At 51.8% G+C, this 15945-nt stretch carries 15 protein-coding genes and 1 pseudogene; 10 read left to right on the forward strand and 6 right to left on the reverse strand.

Annotated features, from left to right (window positions below; all coding sequences use genetic code 11):
- Positions 1–67: 67 nt before the first annotated feature.
- From MNU25_RS19630 to MNU25_RS19655, 6 genes and pseudogenes are all read left to right on the forward strand, one after another.
- A complete protein-coding gene (locus MNU25_RS19630; protein WP_240986608.1) occupies positions 68–457 on the forward strand; it encodes a TOBE domain-containing protein in 390 nt (129 codons plus the stop codon).
- Positions 454–1371, forward strand: coding sequence for an ABC transporter permease (locus MNU25_RS19635; RefSeq protein WP_240986609.1), 918 nt, complete (start codon positions 454–456; stop codon positions 1369–1371). Before MNU25_RS19630 ends, MNU25_RS19635 begins: the two co-directional genes overlap by 4 nt.
- 17 nt (positions 1372–1388) lie before the next feature.
- Positions 1389–2192, forward strand: a complete 804-nt coding sequence (locus tag MNU25_RS19640) for an ABC transporter permease (RefSeq protein WP_240986610.1) — start codon at positions 1389–1391, stop codon at positions 2190–2192.
- Between the two features lie 739 nt (positions 2193–2931).
- A complete protein-coding gene (locus MNU25_RS19645; protein ID WP_240986611.1) occupies positions 2932–3261 on the forward strand; it encodes an MFS transporter in 330 nt (109 codons plus the stop codon).
- Positions 3262–3440: 179 nt separating this feature from the next.
- Positions 3441–3602: pseudogene (locus tag MNU25_RS19650) on the forward strand (NADP-dependent isocitrate dehydrogenase); the annotation flags it as partial.
- A 569-nt stretch (positions 3603–4171) separates the two neighbouring features.
- Positions 4172–4543 (forward strand): hypothetical protein, encoded by a 372-nt coding sequence (locus tag MNU25_RS19655; RefSeq protein WP_240986612.1) that lies wholly within the window; start codon positions 4172–4174, stop codon positions 4541–4543.
- 112 nt (positions 4544–4655) lie between these two features.
- On the opposite strand, the gene MNU25_RS19660 is transcribed toward MNU25_RS19655, so the two are convergent.
- Positions 4656–5081 carry a chromate resistance protein ChrB domain-containing protein gene (locus MNU25_RS19660; RefSeq protein ID WP_240986613.1) on the reverse strand — a complete coding sequence of 142 codons (426 nt, stop codon included), beginning with the start codon at positions 5079–5081 and terminating at the stop codon, positions 4656–4658.
- A gap of 6 nt (positions 5082–5087) precedes the next feature.
- The gene (locus tag MNU25_RS19665) at positions 5088–5513 is read right to left on the reverse strand and encodes a Chromate resistance protein ChrB (protein WP_240986614.1); all 426 of its coding nucleotides are present in this window, start codon (positions 5511–5513) and stop codon (positions 5088–5090) included.
- A 256-nt stretch (positions 5514–5769) separates the two neighbouring features.
- On the opposite strand from MNU25_RS19665, the gene MNU25_RS19670 reads away from it, so the two are divergent.
- Both MNU25_RS19670 and MNU25_RS19675 read left to right on the forward strand, forming a co-directional pair.
- Entirely contained in the window at positions 5770–6213 is a 444-nt protein-coding gene (locus tag MNU25_RS19670; RefSeq protein ID WP_240986615.1) for a chromate resistance protein ChrB domain-containing protein, read from the forward strand.
- A gap of 177 nt (positions 6214–6390) precedes the next feature.
- Entirely contained in the window at positions 6391–7230 is an 840-nt protein-coding gene (locus MNU25_RS19675) for an MFS transporter (protein WP_240986616.1), read from the forward strand.
- Positions 7231–7907: 677 nt separating this feature from the next.
- Here the strand turns inward: MNU25_RS19675 and ltrA are convergent.
- The gene (ltrA, locus tag MNU25_RS19680) at positions 7908–9368 is read right to left on the reverse strand and encodes a group II intron reverse transcriptase/maturase (protein WP_240986617.1); all 1461 of its coding nucleotides are present in this window, start codon (positions 9366–9368) and stop codon (positions 7908–7910) included.
- Between the two features lie 356 nt (positions 9369–9724).
- On the opposite strand from ltrA, the gene MNU25_RS19685 reads away from it, so the two are divergent.
- Both MNU25_RS19685 and MNU25_RS19690 read left to right on the forward strand, forming a co-directional pair.
- Positions 9725–10054, forward strand: coding sequence for a transposase (locus MNU25_RS19685; protein WP_240986618.1), 330 nt, complete (start codon positions 9725–9727; stop codon positions 10052–10054).
- A gap of 44 nt (positions 10055–10098) precedes the next feature.
- Complete coding sequence (locus MNU25_RS19690; protein ID WP_240986619.1) at positions 10099–10986, forward strand: IS3 family transposase; 888 nt, start codon at positions 10099–10101, stop codon at positions 10984–10986.
- Between the two features lie 973 nt (positions 10987–11959).
- Here MNU25_RS19690 and MNU25_RS20240 read toward each other — a convergent pair.
- The 3 genes from MNU25_RS20240 to MNU25_RS19700 all read right to left on the reverse strand — a co-directional run bounded on the left by MNU25_RS20240 (position 11960) and on the right by MNU25_RS19700 (position 14816).
- Positions 11960–12091: a hypothetical protein gene (locus MNU25_RS20240; RefSeq protein ID WP_261486314.1), complete on the reverse strand. Its 132-nt coding sequence runs from the start codon at positions 12089–12091 to the stop codon at positions 11960–11962.
- A gap of 221 nt (positions 12092–12312) precedes the next feature.
- A complete protein-coding gene (locus tag MNU25_RS19695) occupies positions 12313–12639 on the reverse strand; it encodes a DUF5658 family protein (protein WP_338077756.1) in 327 nt (108 codons plus the stop codon).
- A gap of 521 nt (positions 12640–13160) precedes the next feature.
- The gene (locus MNU25_RS19700; protein WP_240986620.1) at positions 13161–14816 is read right to left on the reverse strand and encodes an IS1634 family transposase; all 1656 of its coding nucleotides are present in this window, start codon (positions 14814–14816) and stop codon (positions 13161–13163) included.
- Positions 14817–15945 lie beyond the last annotated feature (1129 nt).

Consider the following 15945-nt stretch of genomic DNA (forward strand, 5'->3'; position numbering starts at 1 on the left):
TTTACACAAAATAATTTACATTCCCGTAGCGGATTTCATTGGTGAATCGAATATCCTGGAAGCCAAAGTGGGAAATCGGGATGGCGCTGATCTCATCAGGGTTATCTTTGCTACAGGCCATGCCGCAGTCAAAGCCACAGGGCTTAAACCAGACAAGACCGTATACGTATCTGTTCGCCCCGAAAAGCTTAAATGTGCCACCACTTCAGTACCTGGCTTCAACCTCAGAGGCCTTGTCAAGGAACATATCTATGTTGGCTCGGTGATCAAGACCATAATTGAGTTGTCGAATAGGCAAGAGGTTACCATGAGTTTGCTCGCAGGCGCACCACTGATTCCGCTCGGCGAAACCGTGTGGGTTTATTGGGAAAAAGAAGACACCGTTGTCTTGCACGCCAATGAAGAGACTCCCAGTAGTCTCTGCGAGCAGGTGCCGAAAATCGAGGTGAGAGCATGAGCACAATGACTACGCCTGAAGTTATGTTGTTGCCACCCGATGCAAACCACCAAAGGAAAGGGATACGTCTTTCGCGGCTCGCTCCTCTCATTCTAATGGTCAGTCCCGCAATTCTTTGGCTGCTGCTTTTTGTTGTCGCTCCTCTCGTTTATGTACTTGTGATCAGCTTTTTGAAAAGGGGAACTTACGGCGGTGTTGTGGCAAGTTTCAACTTTCATAATTACTTGCGGATATGTGATCCCCTCTACCTAAACATTTACATTCTGTCCGTCATTATCGCGGCCGGTACAACTATGCTTTGCCTTTTAATCGGCTATCCATTCGCCTACATCATCGCCAAAGCAAACCCCCGCAATAAGAATATCCTGTTGACGCTCGTTATGCTCCCTTTCTGGACCAACTCGCTCATCCGAACATATGGCTGGATTATCCTGTTGCGTACCGACGGCACCTTCAACACATTGCTAACTTGCGTCCACCTAATCAGTCATCCTATTCAAATGCTTTATACAAACGGCGCGGTCATGCTCGGGATGGTATACACCCTATTTCCCTTCATGGTGTTGCCGCTCTACAGTTCCATTGAGAAACTCGATCACTCCCTGCTTGAAGCTGCGAGTGATCTCGGCGCCGAGCCATGGCGGGCCTTTTTGCGGATAACCCTCCCCCTCACCGTACCAGGTATCTTTGCCGGCTGTATTCAAGTCTTTGTCCCTACACTTGGCTACTTCTTCATTAGTGACCTGTTAGGCGGCGGCAATTCCATGCTTGTCGGCAGCCTAATCCGGAATCAATTCCTGGCAGCAAGAGATTGGCCGTTCGGTGCGGCGTTATCCATCCTCCTGATTGCTTTCACCATCGCGGTGATCAGGATTTACAACCACTTCAGTGGCAGCAGTCTGGGAAATATATAACTAGAGGAGGGTGGACGTTGAGCGGACAGAAAAAAACATTGACCTACCTTCTGAAGGCAGCTTTCGTCACTTTGATCTATATTTTCCTCTATCTTCCTATTACCATGATTATCTTTTTCTCGTTTAACACTTCAAAACTTAACATTGTCTTTAAGGGTTTCACCTTCCGCTGGTACAGCGTAATGTTACAGAATACGGGTTTGATGTCTGCCCTGTGGAATACCGTAATAGTTGCCGTTTCTAACGTCGTCATCTCCGTATTCATCGGCACGCTTGCCGCAATTGGTATGTTCCGCTATGAATTCAAGGGCAAAAACATCGTCGACTCATTTCTATATATCCCCATCGTTATACCTGAGATCGTCATGGGCATATCCCTGCTCGCATTCTTTCACATCATTAAGCTAAATCCGGGTATTATCACGCTAATCATAGCCCACGTTACCTTTTCCATGCCCTTCCTTGTAGTTACGGTACGCTCACGTATTGCCGGGTACGACATGGCCGTAGAAGAGGCGGCGATGGATCTGGGTGCCACTCGCCTGCACACCCTTTTACGCGTCACCCTGCCCATAATCGCCCCAGGCGTTCTCGCCGGTGCTATGTTAGCATTCTCGCTGTCGCTCGACGACGTCATCGTCAGCTATTTTACTACAGGTCCAGATAGCACGACTCTTCCCATCTATATCTATAACAAAGTTAAATGCGGGGTCTCCCCGGATGTAAATGCCATGATTACGGTGATTGTCATTGCCACCATGCTAATCTTATTTGTTCTGCGCACTTTCGAGACCAAGAACTCCAAAAACGATCAGATCTAGTGCCGCCCCGGGCGAAAAGTGGTGCCGCCTGTCCCACAGGAACCATTACAGTAGCGACGGACACCTCGTTTATAATGACGCAAACTGTACAAATTGCAATCAATCTTTATCTCGGAATGCATCCTATTCTCTGGGGTCACGGAACCAAAGATACTGAACCGGCACTACGTAAATAAATCGACGGGAAGATTAAAGTTCTAACCATCGGGCCGGCGGGAAACACCTACTTGCGATGGCTTGCATCACTTCGGAGTTTTACCGGCAAGCCGGTAATGGAGGCATTGGAGCGGTTCTACAAGGAGTCTTTTGGCAGATTTCCATTTTCGTCAAAAATGATCGGTAGGGGATCTCCCATGATCTTAAGTCTCGGATCTAGGCGCGCTTGGTCCAGGAGATGTTCGGAAATCAGGATTTCGTCCAGCTTTAAAGTATTCTTAATCCTCACCATTCTGATCTTAGTGCCAATTCGTTTTCTGACAGCAAACGATCTCCCTGGGCATAATGCCCGTACTGGATCATTCTTATCAATTCTTCAGCAATCTGCTCCGAGGCTTTACGTCTGGCAATCATAGGCACCTAACCTTTACACGATCCATCTTAATTCATTATCCTGTTCGTCCGCTCTTTTGAGCCTTGCCCTACCGCGATTTTAGCACAAAATCGGACTTTCTCCAAATTATTACCCCAGTCCAGCGTTCCGGAAATTCCTTCCCTGATTTTGTTGCCTAGCTAGTTTACAATGTTGCCGGCTTTTCTTTCTTTTGCCGGTCACTTCACCTACCCCGTGCTCATGCCCTTCTACTTGCAAACCGTCTTGAACTATTCCGCCACTCAGGTGGGCATCCTGATGGCTGCTTTTCCCCTGGCCATGGCAATAGCCGCTCCTTTGAGCGGCTACGCTTCGGATAAATATGGTCCGGTCGCCGGCGGCCTCAACGCCCTCGTGCGCAACGTGGGAATGATCGTACGTGAGCCCGCTCCGGCCGCTTTAAGGAAGGCGCCAGTTTGCCTGTTCCAACCGCAAGAAATCATTACGTTCTTTTCCAGTCATCGTCAAAGACAGAGTTGACTTGGAAGACACCTAGTCTTTTCAGCTCCTTGAGTGTTTCCAGCGACATCGCCGCTCCGCAGTTAACCTGGATCGCCCTTATTTGTATAACTGCCAGCACCCGTCCTTAATGTCGAACAGGGTGCTGGCAGTAAGTTTGAACTAACAGGATGAAAGAAAGTTGCAGCGAGGAGACAAGAATGAGGAAAATCGCAATGCGCACCCCTTTAGTCGAGATGGATGGAGACGAAATGACCCGGATTATCTGGCAAGCCATCAAGGACATATTGCTTTACCCCTATATCGATTTACAGACGGAGTACTACGATCTTGGCCTAAAGAAGAGAGATGAGACCGGAGAATTTACGATGAGGAATATCGGGAAAAATTCCAAGCAGCCGGGATCGCTAAGGCTCTTTCACAAGCCTGTATCTCATCAAAAACAATCAGGGTCTCCCCCTCTTTGTCCGCTTTTGGCCGAAAGCTCCCTTATAATCCTTTCGGGGTTTAAATCACGCTCAAAGATGGCGGCGATTTCAGCCGAATCTTCCATACTGAAATAGACAGTGTTCTTAATAATACTCCTTGCCAAAGGTAAGAGCGCTGTAAGTCTTGCCTACCTGCCTGGCCCCATACAAGATTAAGGGCATTCTGTTCTTCCTGTTTTCTCCATTCCAGAAGTTTCTTTGTTATTTTTCGTTCCATAAAGTATTTACCTCTTACACTTATTGTACCCATATCATGTGTTCGGTCAACGCGCTTAAACGAAGAGGGCAAACACTAGGAGAGACTCGGCTGGCGCCAAGACATTCGGTCGATCCGTCCAACTTTTAATCGGGGTTTAATTCCACTTGCAGGGAGAATTAATCTTCCGGGGTTATGATTACTTTGGGGTCAAAAATAAGCCCCAAATTAAAGGAGGTATGTTTGCATGAAGAAATCTCTGATCGCCACTACCGGAACTCTTGCCCTGGCCGGTGCCTTGGCCGGTCTCGGCGCTTTCGGCGGCATGGCTCTCGCCGCCACACCCACCCCCGTTGCCAATCCAACCGCCGTGGTCAGCCCTTCCGCCCCCGGAACAGCAGCGGTTCAAACGGCCGCCAAGTCCGACACAGAAAAATCCACGGAAAGTAAAAAAGCCGAAACCGACAAAATCAACTACCAGTACCAAGAGCAGGGTAACCACCAAGGGAACAATGGGACCCCCGATAAGGCGGGAACTTCTTCCGCTGAAAAGAAGTCCGCGGAAGCATCTCCTTCCGGCCCGGACACAGACACTTTACAAGTGCAAGTTCAGCAATAGCCATTAAAGAAGAATAAATCAAAGAGGACGCCCCCTGGGGCGTCCTCTTTGCCGGGCCGGAGTCGCTGCTTCACCCAGGACCGCTTGAACGATTTCCCATATTCATGACCGATCATAGCCCCTTTTCATCGCCAAGATAGGCATAGAGGCCATCAAAGATCGAGTAACCTTTCCGCAACGCTTCCGCATCGTCCCGACAGATCTTGCGCAGGCCCCGGCAGACCCAGTCAAGGCCGACCGCCGCCGCTTCCAGGGATACTTCCTGAATGGTGTCGGCCTCGTCGACAAGACGCGCCAGGCGTTCCAAGATAGGATCCTGAATGCCGTACTCCCGCAAGATCGTGTGAAAGGTACAGTGACCGCGCCGATGAGAGAGACGGACCCCGGGAATATCAAAAAGCTCGGCGCCCGCGGGAGCCGGCGGGGCTGCCTGTTTGGGGAGAAAGGCAAACTCAGCGTCTGGATCAATATGCCGGACGATCAACCATGCGCTGGCCATCCGATCAATCCCCACAGTTTCCCACGTAACCCATTGCATGGTGGTCTATTCCTCCCGTGCGCGCGTAAGCGCATCATAGATTTGCTGTCCCAGAGAGCAGGCGAAATAATCCCGGCGGCGCACTTCTTGAAATTGACGCGATAGGGCGGACAGATCGGGGGCATCCTGCTGGAGCGCCTGCCAGAGTGGCTCGTATTCCCGCTCGCTGGCAGCCAGGAATCGATTGATGAGGGTCTGCTCCTGGCCAGGAAGCGTTAAATGGGCTTGCCACAGCATCGCCTCTCCATGCACGTCCGCAATTTCAGTGACGAGCCACTGAAATTGTTCGTAGGTCCAAGCCGTATCCGGCAGCACCCACACCGAATCATGCAACAAGATAGCGCCGAGATTCTTCAATTTGCGCCAGACGTAAACACGTCTGGCGCTCGGGCTCGGTGGCACCCGATAGTGCAACAAAACCCATTGACGCACAGGAACCCTCCTCGGTGATTATCCCGGCTAACCTCACGATAAGCCGGTTCTTCTCCCAGCTTGGTTTGGGGACCATCCCATTTAGCCGCGCAATACAAGCTTGAATGAAATCAGCATATCATATTTGACCCCGATCTTCCAATCAGGCCGTCATTATAGAAAAGATTGCTGCGATAGGACGATAGGATTGACACCGGCACTGGGGCCGAGTACACTGTAACAGTGGTTACATTAATTGCTGAGGAGGACGAAAGTAATGAAATGGGTAACGCACGAGAGCGCCAACGTGGATCGGGTAGCCTGTCCCTGGTTGATTAAACGCTTCGTGGACCCCGACGCCGAGTTCTTCTATGTCCCTGCCGCGGAGGTGCATGCCATCGCCGAACGGGACGGAGCGATCTCCTATGATGTTCCCAATGTGGAACTCGGGCATGTCGACGGCCGCTGCTCCTTTGAGTCGATTATCCTGAAGTATGACTTGGGCGGGGATCCCGCGCTTGCCGCACTGGCCCGGGTAGTACACGCGGCGGACGTGAAGAGCGATCTCGACTCCTCACCGTTGGGCCCTGGTCTCAAAGCCATTGCCCGGGGCTTTAAGGAGATGTTGGGAACTGATGATCATCGGAAGATTGAGTTGGAAAGCCCGATGTATGATGCGTTGTACCGGTATTTCCAACTGGAATTAGACACCGCCCGGTAGCACAGAAAGAGACGGAGGAAACTGCATGTTACGGCGGTTAATCGGGAAAATCACAAGAAAACCCGGAATGCACACCCTCGCCTTCGATGCCGTCCGCCAGCACCTGTATGTGTTCTTGCCGCTATCCGACCGGTCCGCTGTATATCGGAAAACGGATAGGGAGGATGAATCCCCGGCATGAATGAACCGCAGAGACTGCCCTTCGGAGTCGTTGGCCAATTGTTGCTTGCTCGTACCCTTCGTGAGATGGCGTTTGGCGCGATGGCCATCATCTTGCCGGTCTATTGGCGCAAAACTGGGCTTTCGCTTCCCGCTATTGGGGTGCTTTTCACGCTTGCGCTTCTGGGATCGTCGACGCTCGCCGTGCTGTTGGGACGCTACGTGAACCGGGTGGGACGACGGCGCGTGCTCCTCGTGGCCAGCGCTTTATGGGTGATCACTACGCCCTTGTTGTTCCTGGGCAACCTGGGAGGGCTGGCGATTGTCGCGGTGCTGGGGACGCTCAGTCCGAACGGCAAGGAAGTCGGACCGTTTCTGGCGGTTGAACAGGCGGCGCTCGCCCGGCTTTATTCGGGCCAGACGCGGGTGCGCGCCTACGCCTGGTTTAACCTAGTCGGGTACACCGCCACTGCGGCTGGGGCTGTGCTGGCCGGAGTTTTGGGATTGGTAGGCGGTGGCGGCGGGTCGGTCTGGCCGTTCCATCTGGCCATCGCGGGCTACGGGGTCATAGGACTAGTTCAGATGATTCTGTACTTGCGTCTGCCGGCCGCCGTCGAGCTGCCGGTGCAGGAACACGGATCCACTAACCGGCCGGCTGCCGCGTACACGCCGTCAAGCCCCGTTCGTCGGTTTGTCTATACACTCTCGGGACTCTTTGCGCTGGACGCGCTGGGCGCCGGATTCCTATCTAAAACTTATTATGGTGGGGATTGCCAAGACATCTTGGACATGTCCGGATATACGCATGCCCCTTTTCGGCTGAAAAAGGGTAAACGAAAGGCAGCCGCCTTGGATTAAGCGGCTGCCATGTGTTTCCACTAATTTAGGGTAGGCTTCGCCTCCCTTGTTTAAGTCTATTTAATCGCGATTTCGGGCGATTTACAAGGCTTTTCGGGGGGATTGCGAAAATATTCTTGGGGCAGTGCTTTTGGGACGCGCTTCCGGTCAATTTGATTTTTTGCCCGGCCTACTTTGCATTTTCTCAAGGGGAAGTGACCGAAGGGGCACCCGGGGGCAAAAGCAGAGTAAACAAAAAAAGCCGGGAAGTAACTCCCCGCTCACGTCTTATCCCTCTTATTCTTTTGTGAGCTTACCCCCATTGTGGTTAAATTCAGTGGTCAAAATGTCCTTACTGGAAATAAGTAGAAGCGGGCTTTCTTCAAACCCGCTTCCCATAAGGCTTTAGATGGTGGGCGATACTGGGATCGAACCAGTGACCTCATCCGTGTGAAGGAAAGTGTGCGGCTTGTTAAAACTCAATGAGATTTGTTAAAAGCCCTTATCTACCGGGTGTTCGAGCGTCATTTTGCATGACGCTCTTTTTATTTATGTTATGATTTGTTACCGCTTAATGGTCACGTTGCATTACCCGTTGCATTACCTCGGGAGAGCTACGTTGATAGAGTAGGCCGACCTCTTACAAGGCCAGCCCCTCAATGAACGGCTCGTGCGGTTTTCCCGCAAACCGCTCTACGTTACTTACTCTCGAACTTGTGGATACGTTCCTGCGCTCGCTCGTACGCTGCAGCCCGCTTGGCCCAGTATATTGTGTCGCCAGCTTTGTGCTGCCGTTTGGCTAAGGCTGCCTTCTCCCTGCGCTGACGGATGATCGCTAAATACTCCTCATCTGTCAGCGACAGGCCCGTGGCTGCATCCCGAATGATTCTCTCGGCATATCGAAGTCCCGCTCCGATAAGGCGTTCATGGGTGTAGATTACGCTGAGCATGTTGGTTCTCCTGTACGTCTTGCTGCCACCACGTTGAGGTAGACGGCAACGTCGAATACGTTGACGGACATACGTGTCTAGCTTGGTCGCCTGTTGACCGAGCAAGGCTGTGGAACAGCGGCATTGGCCCCGGATGGATTTGTATACCTGTACCGCCTTGGCGGCCTGCGCCCAATATGCTGCCTTGCCCAGAATTACCGGGTTCACTCTCTCTACCAGTGCGTCCAAGCTCAGCGTATGGGTTTTCGGAGTTTGCTCCTTGATGGCCTCTCGAAAATCCTTCACGGCATCAGGAATGCATTTGAGTCCCATACTCCAAGTCCCGTCTCGTTTCCGGAACCATCCTTGAATAGCCACTCCCAGGTATTCTAATTCGGGTATCATCCTTCCGTTTGCAGTGCGTTTCTCCATCAGGTTTAGAGTCTTCGTTTTCTCGGCTGAGAGGTCGAGTTTCAATCTTCTCATGACACCCTGCACTATAGCTTCTCCATGCTTGACGCCTTCCTCGTTCTTCGCAAAGACCAGAAAGTCATCGGCGTATCGTACAAATTGCACGCCCGCCTTGTTGAGTTCCCAGTCCAATTCATTCAGATAGATATTGGCAAGCAATGGAGAAATCACTCCACCCTGCGGAGAACCGGCCTTTGAGAAGCTTCTCACTCCATCCTCCATTACCCCAGCCTTTAGCCACTGCCAAATGAGGTCCAGAATGGAGCGGTCGGCAATCCTTCGCTTCATAATCCCCAGGAGTATTCGATGGTCTATACAGTCAAAATAACCCTTGATGTCAGCATCGTACACCCACACATAGCCTTGTTCCATCAAATGAATGATGCGCCCGAAAGCATTGAACGCACCTTTTCCGGGACGGAAACCAACAGAGGCCGCATGAAACTCCGTCTCGTACAGAGGTTGGAGTATGCCAGCCACCGCCTGCTGCACGACCTTGTCCCGGATAGATGGAAGACCAAGCGGACGCTTCTTGCCGTTTCGTTTCGGGATGTATCGTCTGAGTACTGGTACTGGCTTATACGTCTTGGCTTTGAGGTCGCTCAAAAGCTCTTGGAGATTCCCTTCCAGTTTGCTTTCGAAGGCAGACAGACTTATTCCGTCTACTCCGCCGGCCCCCTGATTTGCCTTCACTTTCAGCCACGCCTCATACAACCGCTGATAACTAAGCAAGCGTCCATAAAGATTGTGCCATTTCAAGTTCGATCGTCTCCTCGCAAGCAGAACCATCTCGGCAGTGTTTCACGGCGGAGGCTTACAGATTAGCATGTCTGCTTCTGAATCAACTTTTCAGTAACGACGCCTTCCTTCACTTCACACCGAGTTATGGTCTCGGGGCTACTTCGCTACTATGAAGGCGCTCTGACTTCTCCTGGCACACGGGCAACTTCGGATTCCCTTATATGCCCATGTCCACCGACCCACGGACTTAGCTCCCCCTATCCGTTTTCCCGCCTTTCGGCTTGGGTGTCTCACTAGGTTCTGCACTATAAAGCCCCCTAACCGAACTTGAGCCATAGCCCCTTATAGGGTACACTGAAGATGTGGAGGGGGATATGGTGAAGCGTAATCGATACTCAAAAGAATTTAAGACCGAGGTTCTTCGAGAGGTACGGGAGGTCGGCAACGCGGTTCCCGTAGCCAAAAAACACGGGATAAGCGTTGGGCTAATCTACCGTTGGGGAAAGCAGAGTGAGCACAAGGCGTGGGAACAGGCTTCGGACGAGGCAAAGAAGATAGCGGAGTACCTTCCGTCACCCAAGGAATTTCGCGAGCTCGAGGAGGAAAACGGAAGGCTCAAATCGATTCTTGGAGAAAAGGACCTTGAGATCGCAATTTATCAGGATCTTCTAAAAAACCGCCAGCCCGGCTTTCCGAAAAAATAGAGGTTGCTGAGCAATGGATTGACCGGGGATATGCAGTAGCTCATGTGCTCAGAATTGTTGGTGTCAGCGAAGCAACATACTACAACCGAAGGAAATCGGAACAGGTACCTAAGCAGGAGCGTGAAAACAAGGGGGGACGCCCACGTCCAGGTTATTGCCGAACCCAAGAGGGCAAGCTAATCAGTGACGAAGAGATCAAAGAATGGCTCCTGGAACTTGTGGCCGGAGAGGAGGCTGCGTATGGCTACCGAAAGCTCACCTTAAGCTTAAGAAGGCAAAGGAATCTGGTTATCAGCTTTAAAAAAGGCTATCGGCTCTGCAAAGAGCTGGATATTCCGGAGGCGGCTAAGCGTTTACGAGTCAAGCATCCCCGCCGGATCGCAAGAAATCGAGAGATAACCGCACCGAATCAACTCTGGGAAATGGACATCAAGTACGGATACATCCGCGGAGAAGACCGATTCTTCTTTCTCATGGGCATTCTTGACGTGTATGACCGCAGTCTGGTCGATTACCATATTGGTTTAAGCTGCGAAGGCAAACACGCCGCCCAGACCTTGGAAAGAGCTCTCTGGCGTCGGCGAATATTTGGAAGCTCAAATGAGCCCGTGATCCGGACAGATAATGGGCCGCAGTTTATTAGTCATATCTTTGAGACCGCTTGTGAAAGTTGGGGTGGAGAGCACGAGAGAATTCCGCCGAAGACACCGAACAAGAACGCTCACATCGAATCGTTTCACTCCAACCTAGAACGGGAATGCCTCTCAAAACATGAATTTGGCAGTTACGCCGAAGCGTATGAGGTAATCGTTAACTATCTTGACTTCTACAACAAACGCCGTTATCACGACAGCCTTTACGACCTGTCGCCTGAAGAATTCCAAGAGAAGCTCAGCAAAGGAGAAATCAAACGCTTTGTGGTGAAAGTTTAAGTGTGCTGATGTGCAGCAGAGGGCAGATTCCATCTGCGGATAAACCCTTGACAACCGCTTGATTGCGCACAACGGCTGGAGGACTTCAATGTCAAGGGCGGGCGTAAGCCCGGCAAAGCGGACCCTTTACATTGAGAGGCCGGAAGTTGTAAACTCGGCCAAGCGGTGTCAAGTGAGCTTATGCTAAGCCTTCTTGGACAAAATCATAAAACTATGAAATCACGAGAATAAGGGAGTAAGGCTCTAAAATTAGGGGGTTGCCCCGCTGCATATCCGCCCGTCCTAACGATGGTGACCAGGAGACCTCGACGGGTCACCCGCACTGGCTGCAGCGTGCATGTCTCACCCTCCACGTGATGAGCCGCATACCCCGTTTCAGTAGCTTACAGGGCTGCCTCACCCTTGCCCGTAGGTTCAGCCTACTCAGTTTGCCCCGGGTTTCCCCATTGGGGTGTCTCACTAGCCTCACCGTAGCACAGGTTTTGGGTTCCGCAGAGGTCGTAGCGTCCCCAACTCATCCCGCCGCTTTGGCATTCAGCGTATCGCTTTCAACCTGCACACCTCGGATAGGGACCTCTCGGTTACCCCTCTCTCCTCCGTCACGTCCCTCACGGGAGCGCGCTAGATGTATCCTTTGCTGTGCTTGCCACCGCGCAGCGCCGGCCTGCCCAGCCTTACGGCAGGGTGTCCGACATCCAGTGCGGGCTGCCGCCCGCACAACCTCCCTTCACTAAAGTCAGGGGATTCCCGGTTGACTCAGGGGACTTCGCTTCTGCCTGGAGGCAACAAAATCCATCACGCAGATCTATCGCTCTCATTGAGAATAAGTCAATCTGGGAGCATAGAGACACCCAGCCGGAGTGACAGAATCGTAACCCGCCGCAAGCCCAGAAGTTGTTCACCCAAATGCCGATCTTGGCTTCCCGTTGTGCTTTCGGGGTCTCCTCTTTTTGGGGAGAACAAGTATATACGGTTACTCATCCTCTTCGTATGTTGCCTCTTCGCTCGTAACGTCCTTCGTACCACCGCCAAAATATTCGCCACGTGACTCCAGCCAGTCGATGAAATCGTCGAGCCATTGATCATGGCTCAGGTCGGTTTCCACGCAGCCACACTTCTTCCAGAGGCACGTCGAGCACCACTGCCAGCTTCGCGAGAAGTGCAATACTGCCCGGCTTCCCGCGCTCCAGATCGCAGATGTGATTCGCGGTTGTCCCGACCAGTTTAGCCAGTTCTGCCTAGGAAAGGCCCTTCTCGCTACGTAGTCGTGCCAATAATTGACCGACGCTGTCCATAAGCTTCCTAGATTCCTTCCTCGGTGTTCCATTATCGCCCGCGCAGAATCCACTGGGCATGAGTCACGAGGACCACGCCATATGCCAACACCCCTATAACCACCAGCCGAGAAACCAATGCGTGCGGCCTGTTTCCTATCCGCCACAGCAGGACCCCCAGGAGGACCGGCAGTGCCAGCTTGACCGCCATGAACGCCACGACGTTTTGGTCGATCAACCATCGCATCAAGGGGTTGGCTTCCTCGATTGCGCCAAGACGAAGCCCCCAGGGCGTTAGCGCACCGTCAAGGAGGGTGAGAACGGCTAGGGCTGCTGGGAGTAGCAGGGATTTTCTGTTGTGGGGTGGAGAGAAAGCCAGTTACTACTATCCCCTGCATAAGAACTTTCGTCAAATTCTCGCCGGGTCGGACTAAGTCCGGTCCATTTTGTTAACCTCTAAATGTTCATCGGACGGTTCACTGAACATTTACAGCGTCTCTTTACAACGGTAAAGGAAATACCCGCAATGGAATCTTAGGTGTAGTTTTGCCAGTATGATTAATTCGATTTTTAAAGGATCTTATACCTGTAGCAAGTGCGGAGAAACCCATAACTGGATAAATGTTAATGATTATACAACCATCAAAGAGTTTAGTGTTAATTATTATCTGCCCGGGAACGATAAGTGCGGTTATGCCGAAGAAGATAGATATTGCGTCCTTGTAAAGTGGAAGAATTTTTGTGCTGACCCATTAACTTATATTGAAAAAGCATTTGAAAAGAGGGAGGCTGAAATTAGCGAAAAGGTAATCTCGCTTTCGACAGTCCGTAGACACGGGAAGTGCCTCAAACCCTTATGGCATCTGGGCTTCAGGCACTTGTGGATAACGTACCGTGTACCTACACTTTTTGTCCCTTGGGAAGCGAAATATCCCATATTCTCGGGGGTTCCGGCAATTTGAGTGCTGAAAAAATACCCGTTTGCTCTTGGGTTAATTCTGTCCTTTGAAAGACTTTCCCGTCCGTCGATTCCCACTCGACGAGATAAATTTTCTCCAGTTCGAAACGAAGGTTGGCCCAGGTTTGTTGAGTCTCTACTTCTGCCAGGCGTACCAGGAGCAAAGCCAGCCAACACAGCAGGACATGGGCACAGATCCGATCGTCTTTTCGGTGGTAAACAGGCCGTAGCTCCAGAGTCGTTTTGAGCGTGCGAAAAGCCCGCTCCACTTCCCAAAGCTGTTTGAAGCCCAAGGTGATATCCTCTATCGAGAGGGTGTCATCCGAGGTGCGGATAAGGTATTTCCCGTCCAGCCTTTCCGCGGCTTTGACCGCTTTCTGGTTAATCCTAAGGTTGCCTTTAGCATCGATTTGCAAATATCGCTTGTAGACGATATGGCTGTAGAGGGCACAGTGGGCTTTGGTGTGCGCTTCTCCGTCCAGCTCCTTCAGCTTCGCGAGCTTCTGCTTCAGCTTCTCCAGGTGCTTGGTGCGGGTATGGGCATCACGCTTGGCTTCCGCAGGGTTACGGACCAGAACGTAGCGGATGCGGGCCTCACCGTGGCCGACAACGACTTCTTTCGCCTCCAGATTCTCTTGAAGCGTGCGAAACCTTCCGGGATGGGAGAGGGCCTCCTCGACTTCGGGCTTACCGGCTCTAAGACGTTCTCCAGCGATGTAGTGGCCCCCGGTCCTTTGCAGAATCCGCAAGTTCTCCTCGGAGGAAAAACCCCTATCCATCACACTCACGACCCGCCCCAACTTCCAACCCGCCAGATCCCGCTTGACTTCCGGGATAACCGACATATCGGAGGTATTGCCGGGCCAGACCCAAGAGCGAATCGGGATCCCGTCCCGTGTGACCGCCAGGCCGATCACAATTTGGGGCAAATCGGGCCGGCTGTCCTTTGAGTGACCCAGCGCCTTTAAGTCCTGTTCCTCATCGTCCCACGCGTCCATTTCAAAGTAAGTCGAGGTGGTATCGAAGAACAGGAGATCGACTTCAAGATAGAACAAGTCCGCTACGGCATAAAACACCTCTCGCTCAACGTCTTCCTGGGATTCCAAGAGGAAATCCATCGCGCGATAGCAGTGCTGAACCTCCACGTTCGCAAGGCCGGGAATGACTACCTTTTCGGGCACCCATTTCTCCAATTGCAGCTTGCTCAAAGGTGCCAAAGCCCGGTTAGCCACCATCGCGAACAGAGCGCGTTCCACCTCCGTGCGATACTCGCGCTCTTTCAAGCGGCGCTTCAAAATGCTATCGATTCCGAGTTTCCGCCAGAGCTGATCCAGAAACCAGGCACCGCCCAGCGGGCGACAGGAGAGGAGCTCCGGTTTCGGGGCCTCCACCGGATCGAGCGGTTCCCCGAGGAAACGCCGGATACTGCGTTCCAGCCGGCGAAGGGACTCCATATCCAACCGATCCAAACGTCCGAAATTAAAAAGGACATTCGCCTGCGGAGAGCCGGTTTCCGGATTACGAACGTTATGAGCTAACTGAACGTACTTAACCACACTATTATCTTTGTTCTTACGAGACGTCATACGTATATACATGCCTACATTTTACCACAAGTCAGACATACCTTCAAGTATTCATAAGGGCTATCCACAGCTTATCCACATAATCGTGTGCCTACACATTTTCACTGTTTTTGCCTGTGGATAAACCCTGAAACCCGCATGAATAAAGGCATCCATTTTTTAACGGATGCCTAAATCCACGAAAAACTGTCGAAGCCGAGGTCTAGACGTGCACTGTATGGACGCCAGCACCTCCATCGTTGAGCAACCTATGGTCTTTGACCGGGGCAAAACAAACGACCGCTGGTTTCACTCCCGCGCATCTGTCGTCTCTGCCTTTTCCCTCCAGTCGTAGACTACATCTGGCACAACCTGCCCTGGGTGCCAGGATACGGTCTCTCTCGCCCAGGTGTCCCCCTCCGGGGAGTCGTAAGTCTGGACGTGAAAGGACCAGCGGTTTTTCTCGATCGGCTCAAATTCGCTCTTGTGAGTTCGATACCCATCCAGATACGCGAAAAGCTGTTCGGCGATGTACTCTTTCTCTTCGGACACTCCGCTGCGAACATGGATGATGATTTCTCCACCGCAATGAGGGCATTTCCTGGAAACGCCTTCTTTCTGTCGCGTTTTAGGATGAATCCACCTTCTTTCCCACGCCGAGCCTATGGATAAATTAAAAGAAAGCCACTCCTTCGAGTGACTTCCCCTGAGTCATGCATTCTCAGTTAGGCTTCCTACACGGTAGCGCATCAGCGCATTAGGTGATCAATCTGCAGTTGTCTCTGTACGACACTGAATACACTTTTTTTAATATCTTTCGAAACAGTCAGTCGCCTCATGGCACATTATGCTCCAAATCAAGCCAAGAGCTTATCTGCCATCTCCACCGCCGTAGCTGCGTCGGGGGCATAGGCATCGGCCCCGATCTCATCGGCAAACGTTGAGCACCAGGGGTCACTTAGTTGCAGCCCGCTCGGCCCGCGCGTCGATCTACATTGTCGGATAGTACAAGTAAACAAAGGCAGGATGTAGTTCGCATCATGAACTGAGCGAAGCCACTATATTTCGTTTGAAGGCGTATCCGGGAAGCCACAAGTGCCTAAAGCCCAGATGCCATAAGGATTTGAGGCCGTGTAATCATTAAAAGGATAGATATTTGTTA

The organism is Acididesulfobacillus acetoxydans, from assembly GCF_902729405.1.
Classification (GTDB): Bacteria; Bacillota; Desulfitobacteriia; order Desulfitobacteriales; family Desulfitobacteriaceae; genus Acididesulfobacillus; species Acididesulfobacillus acetoxydans.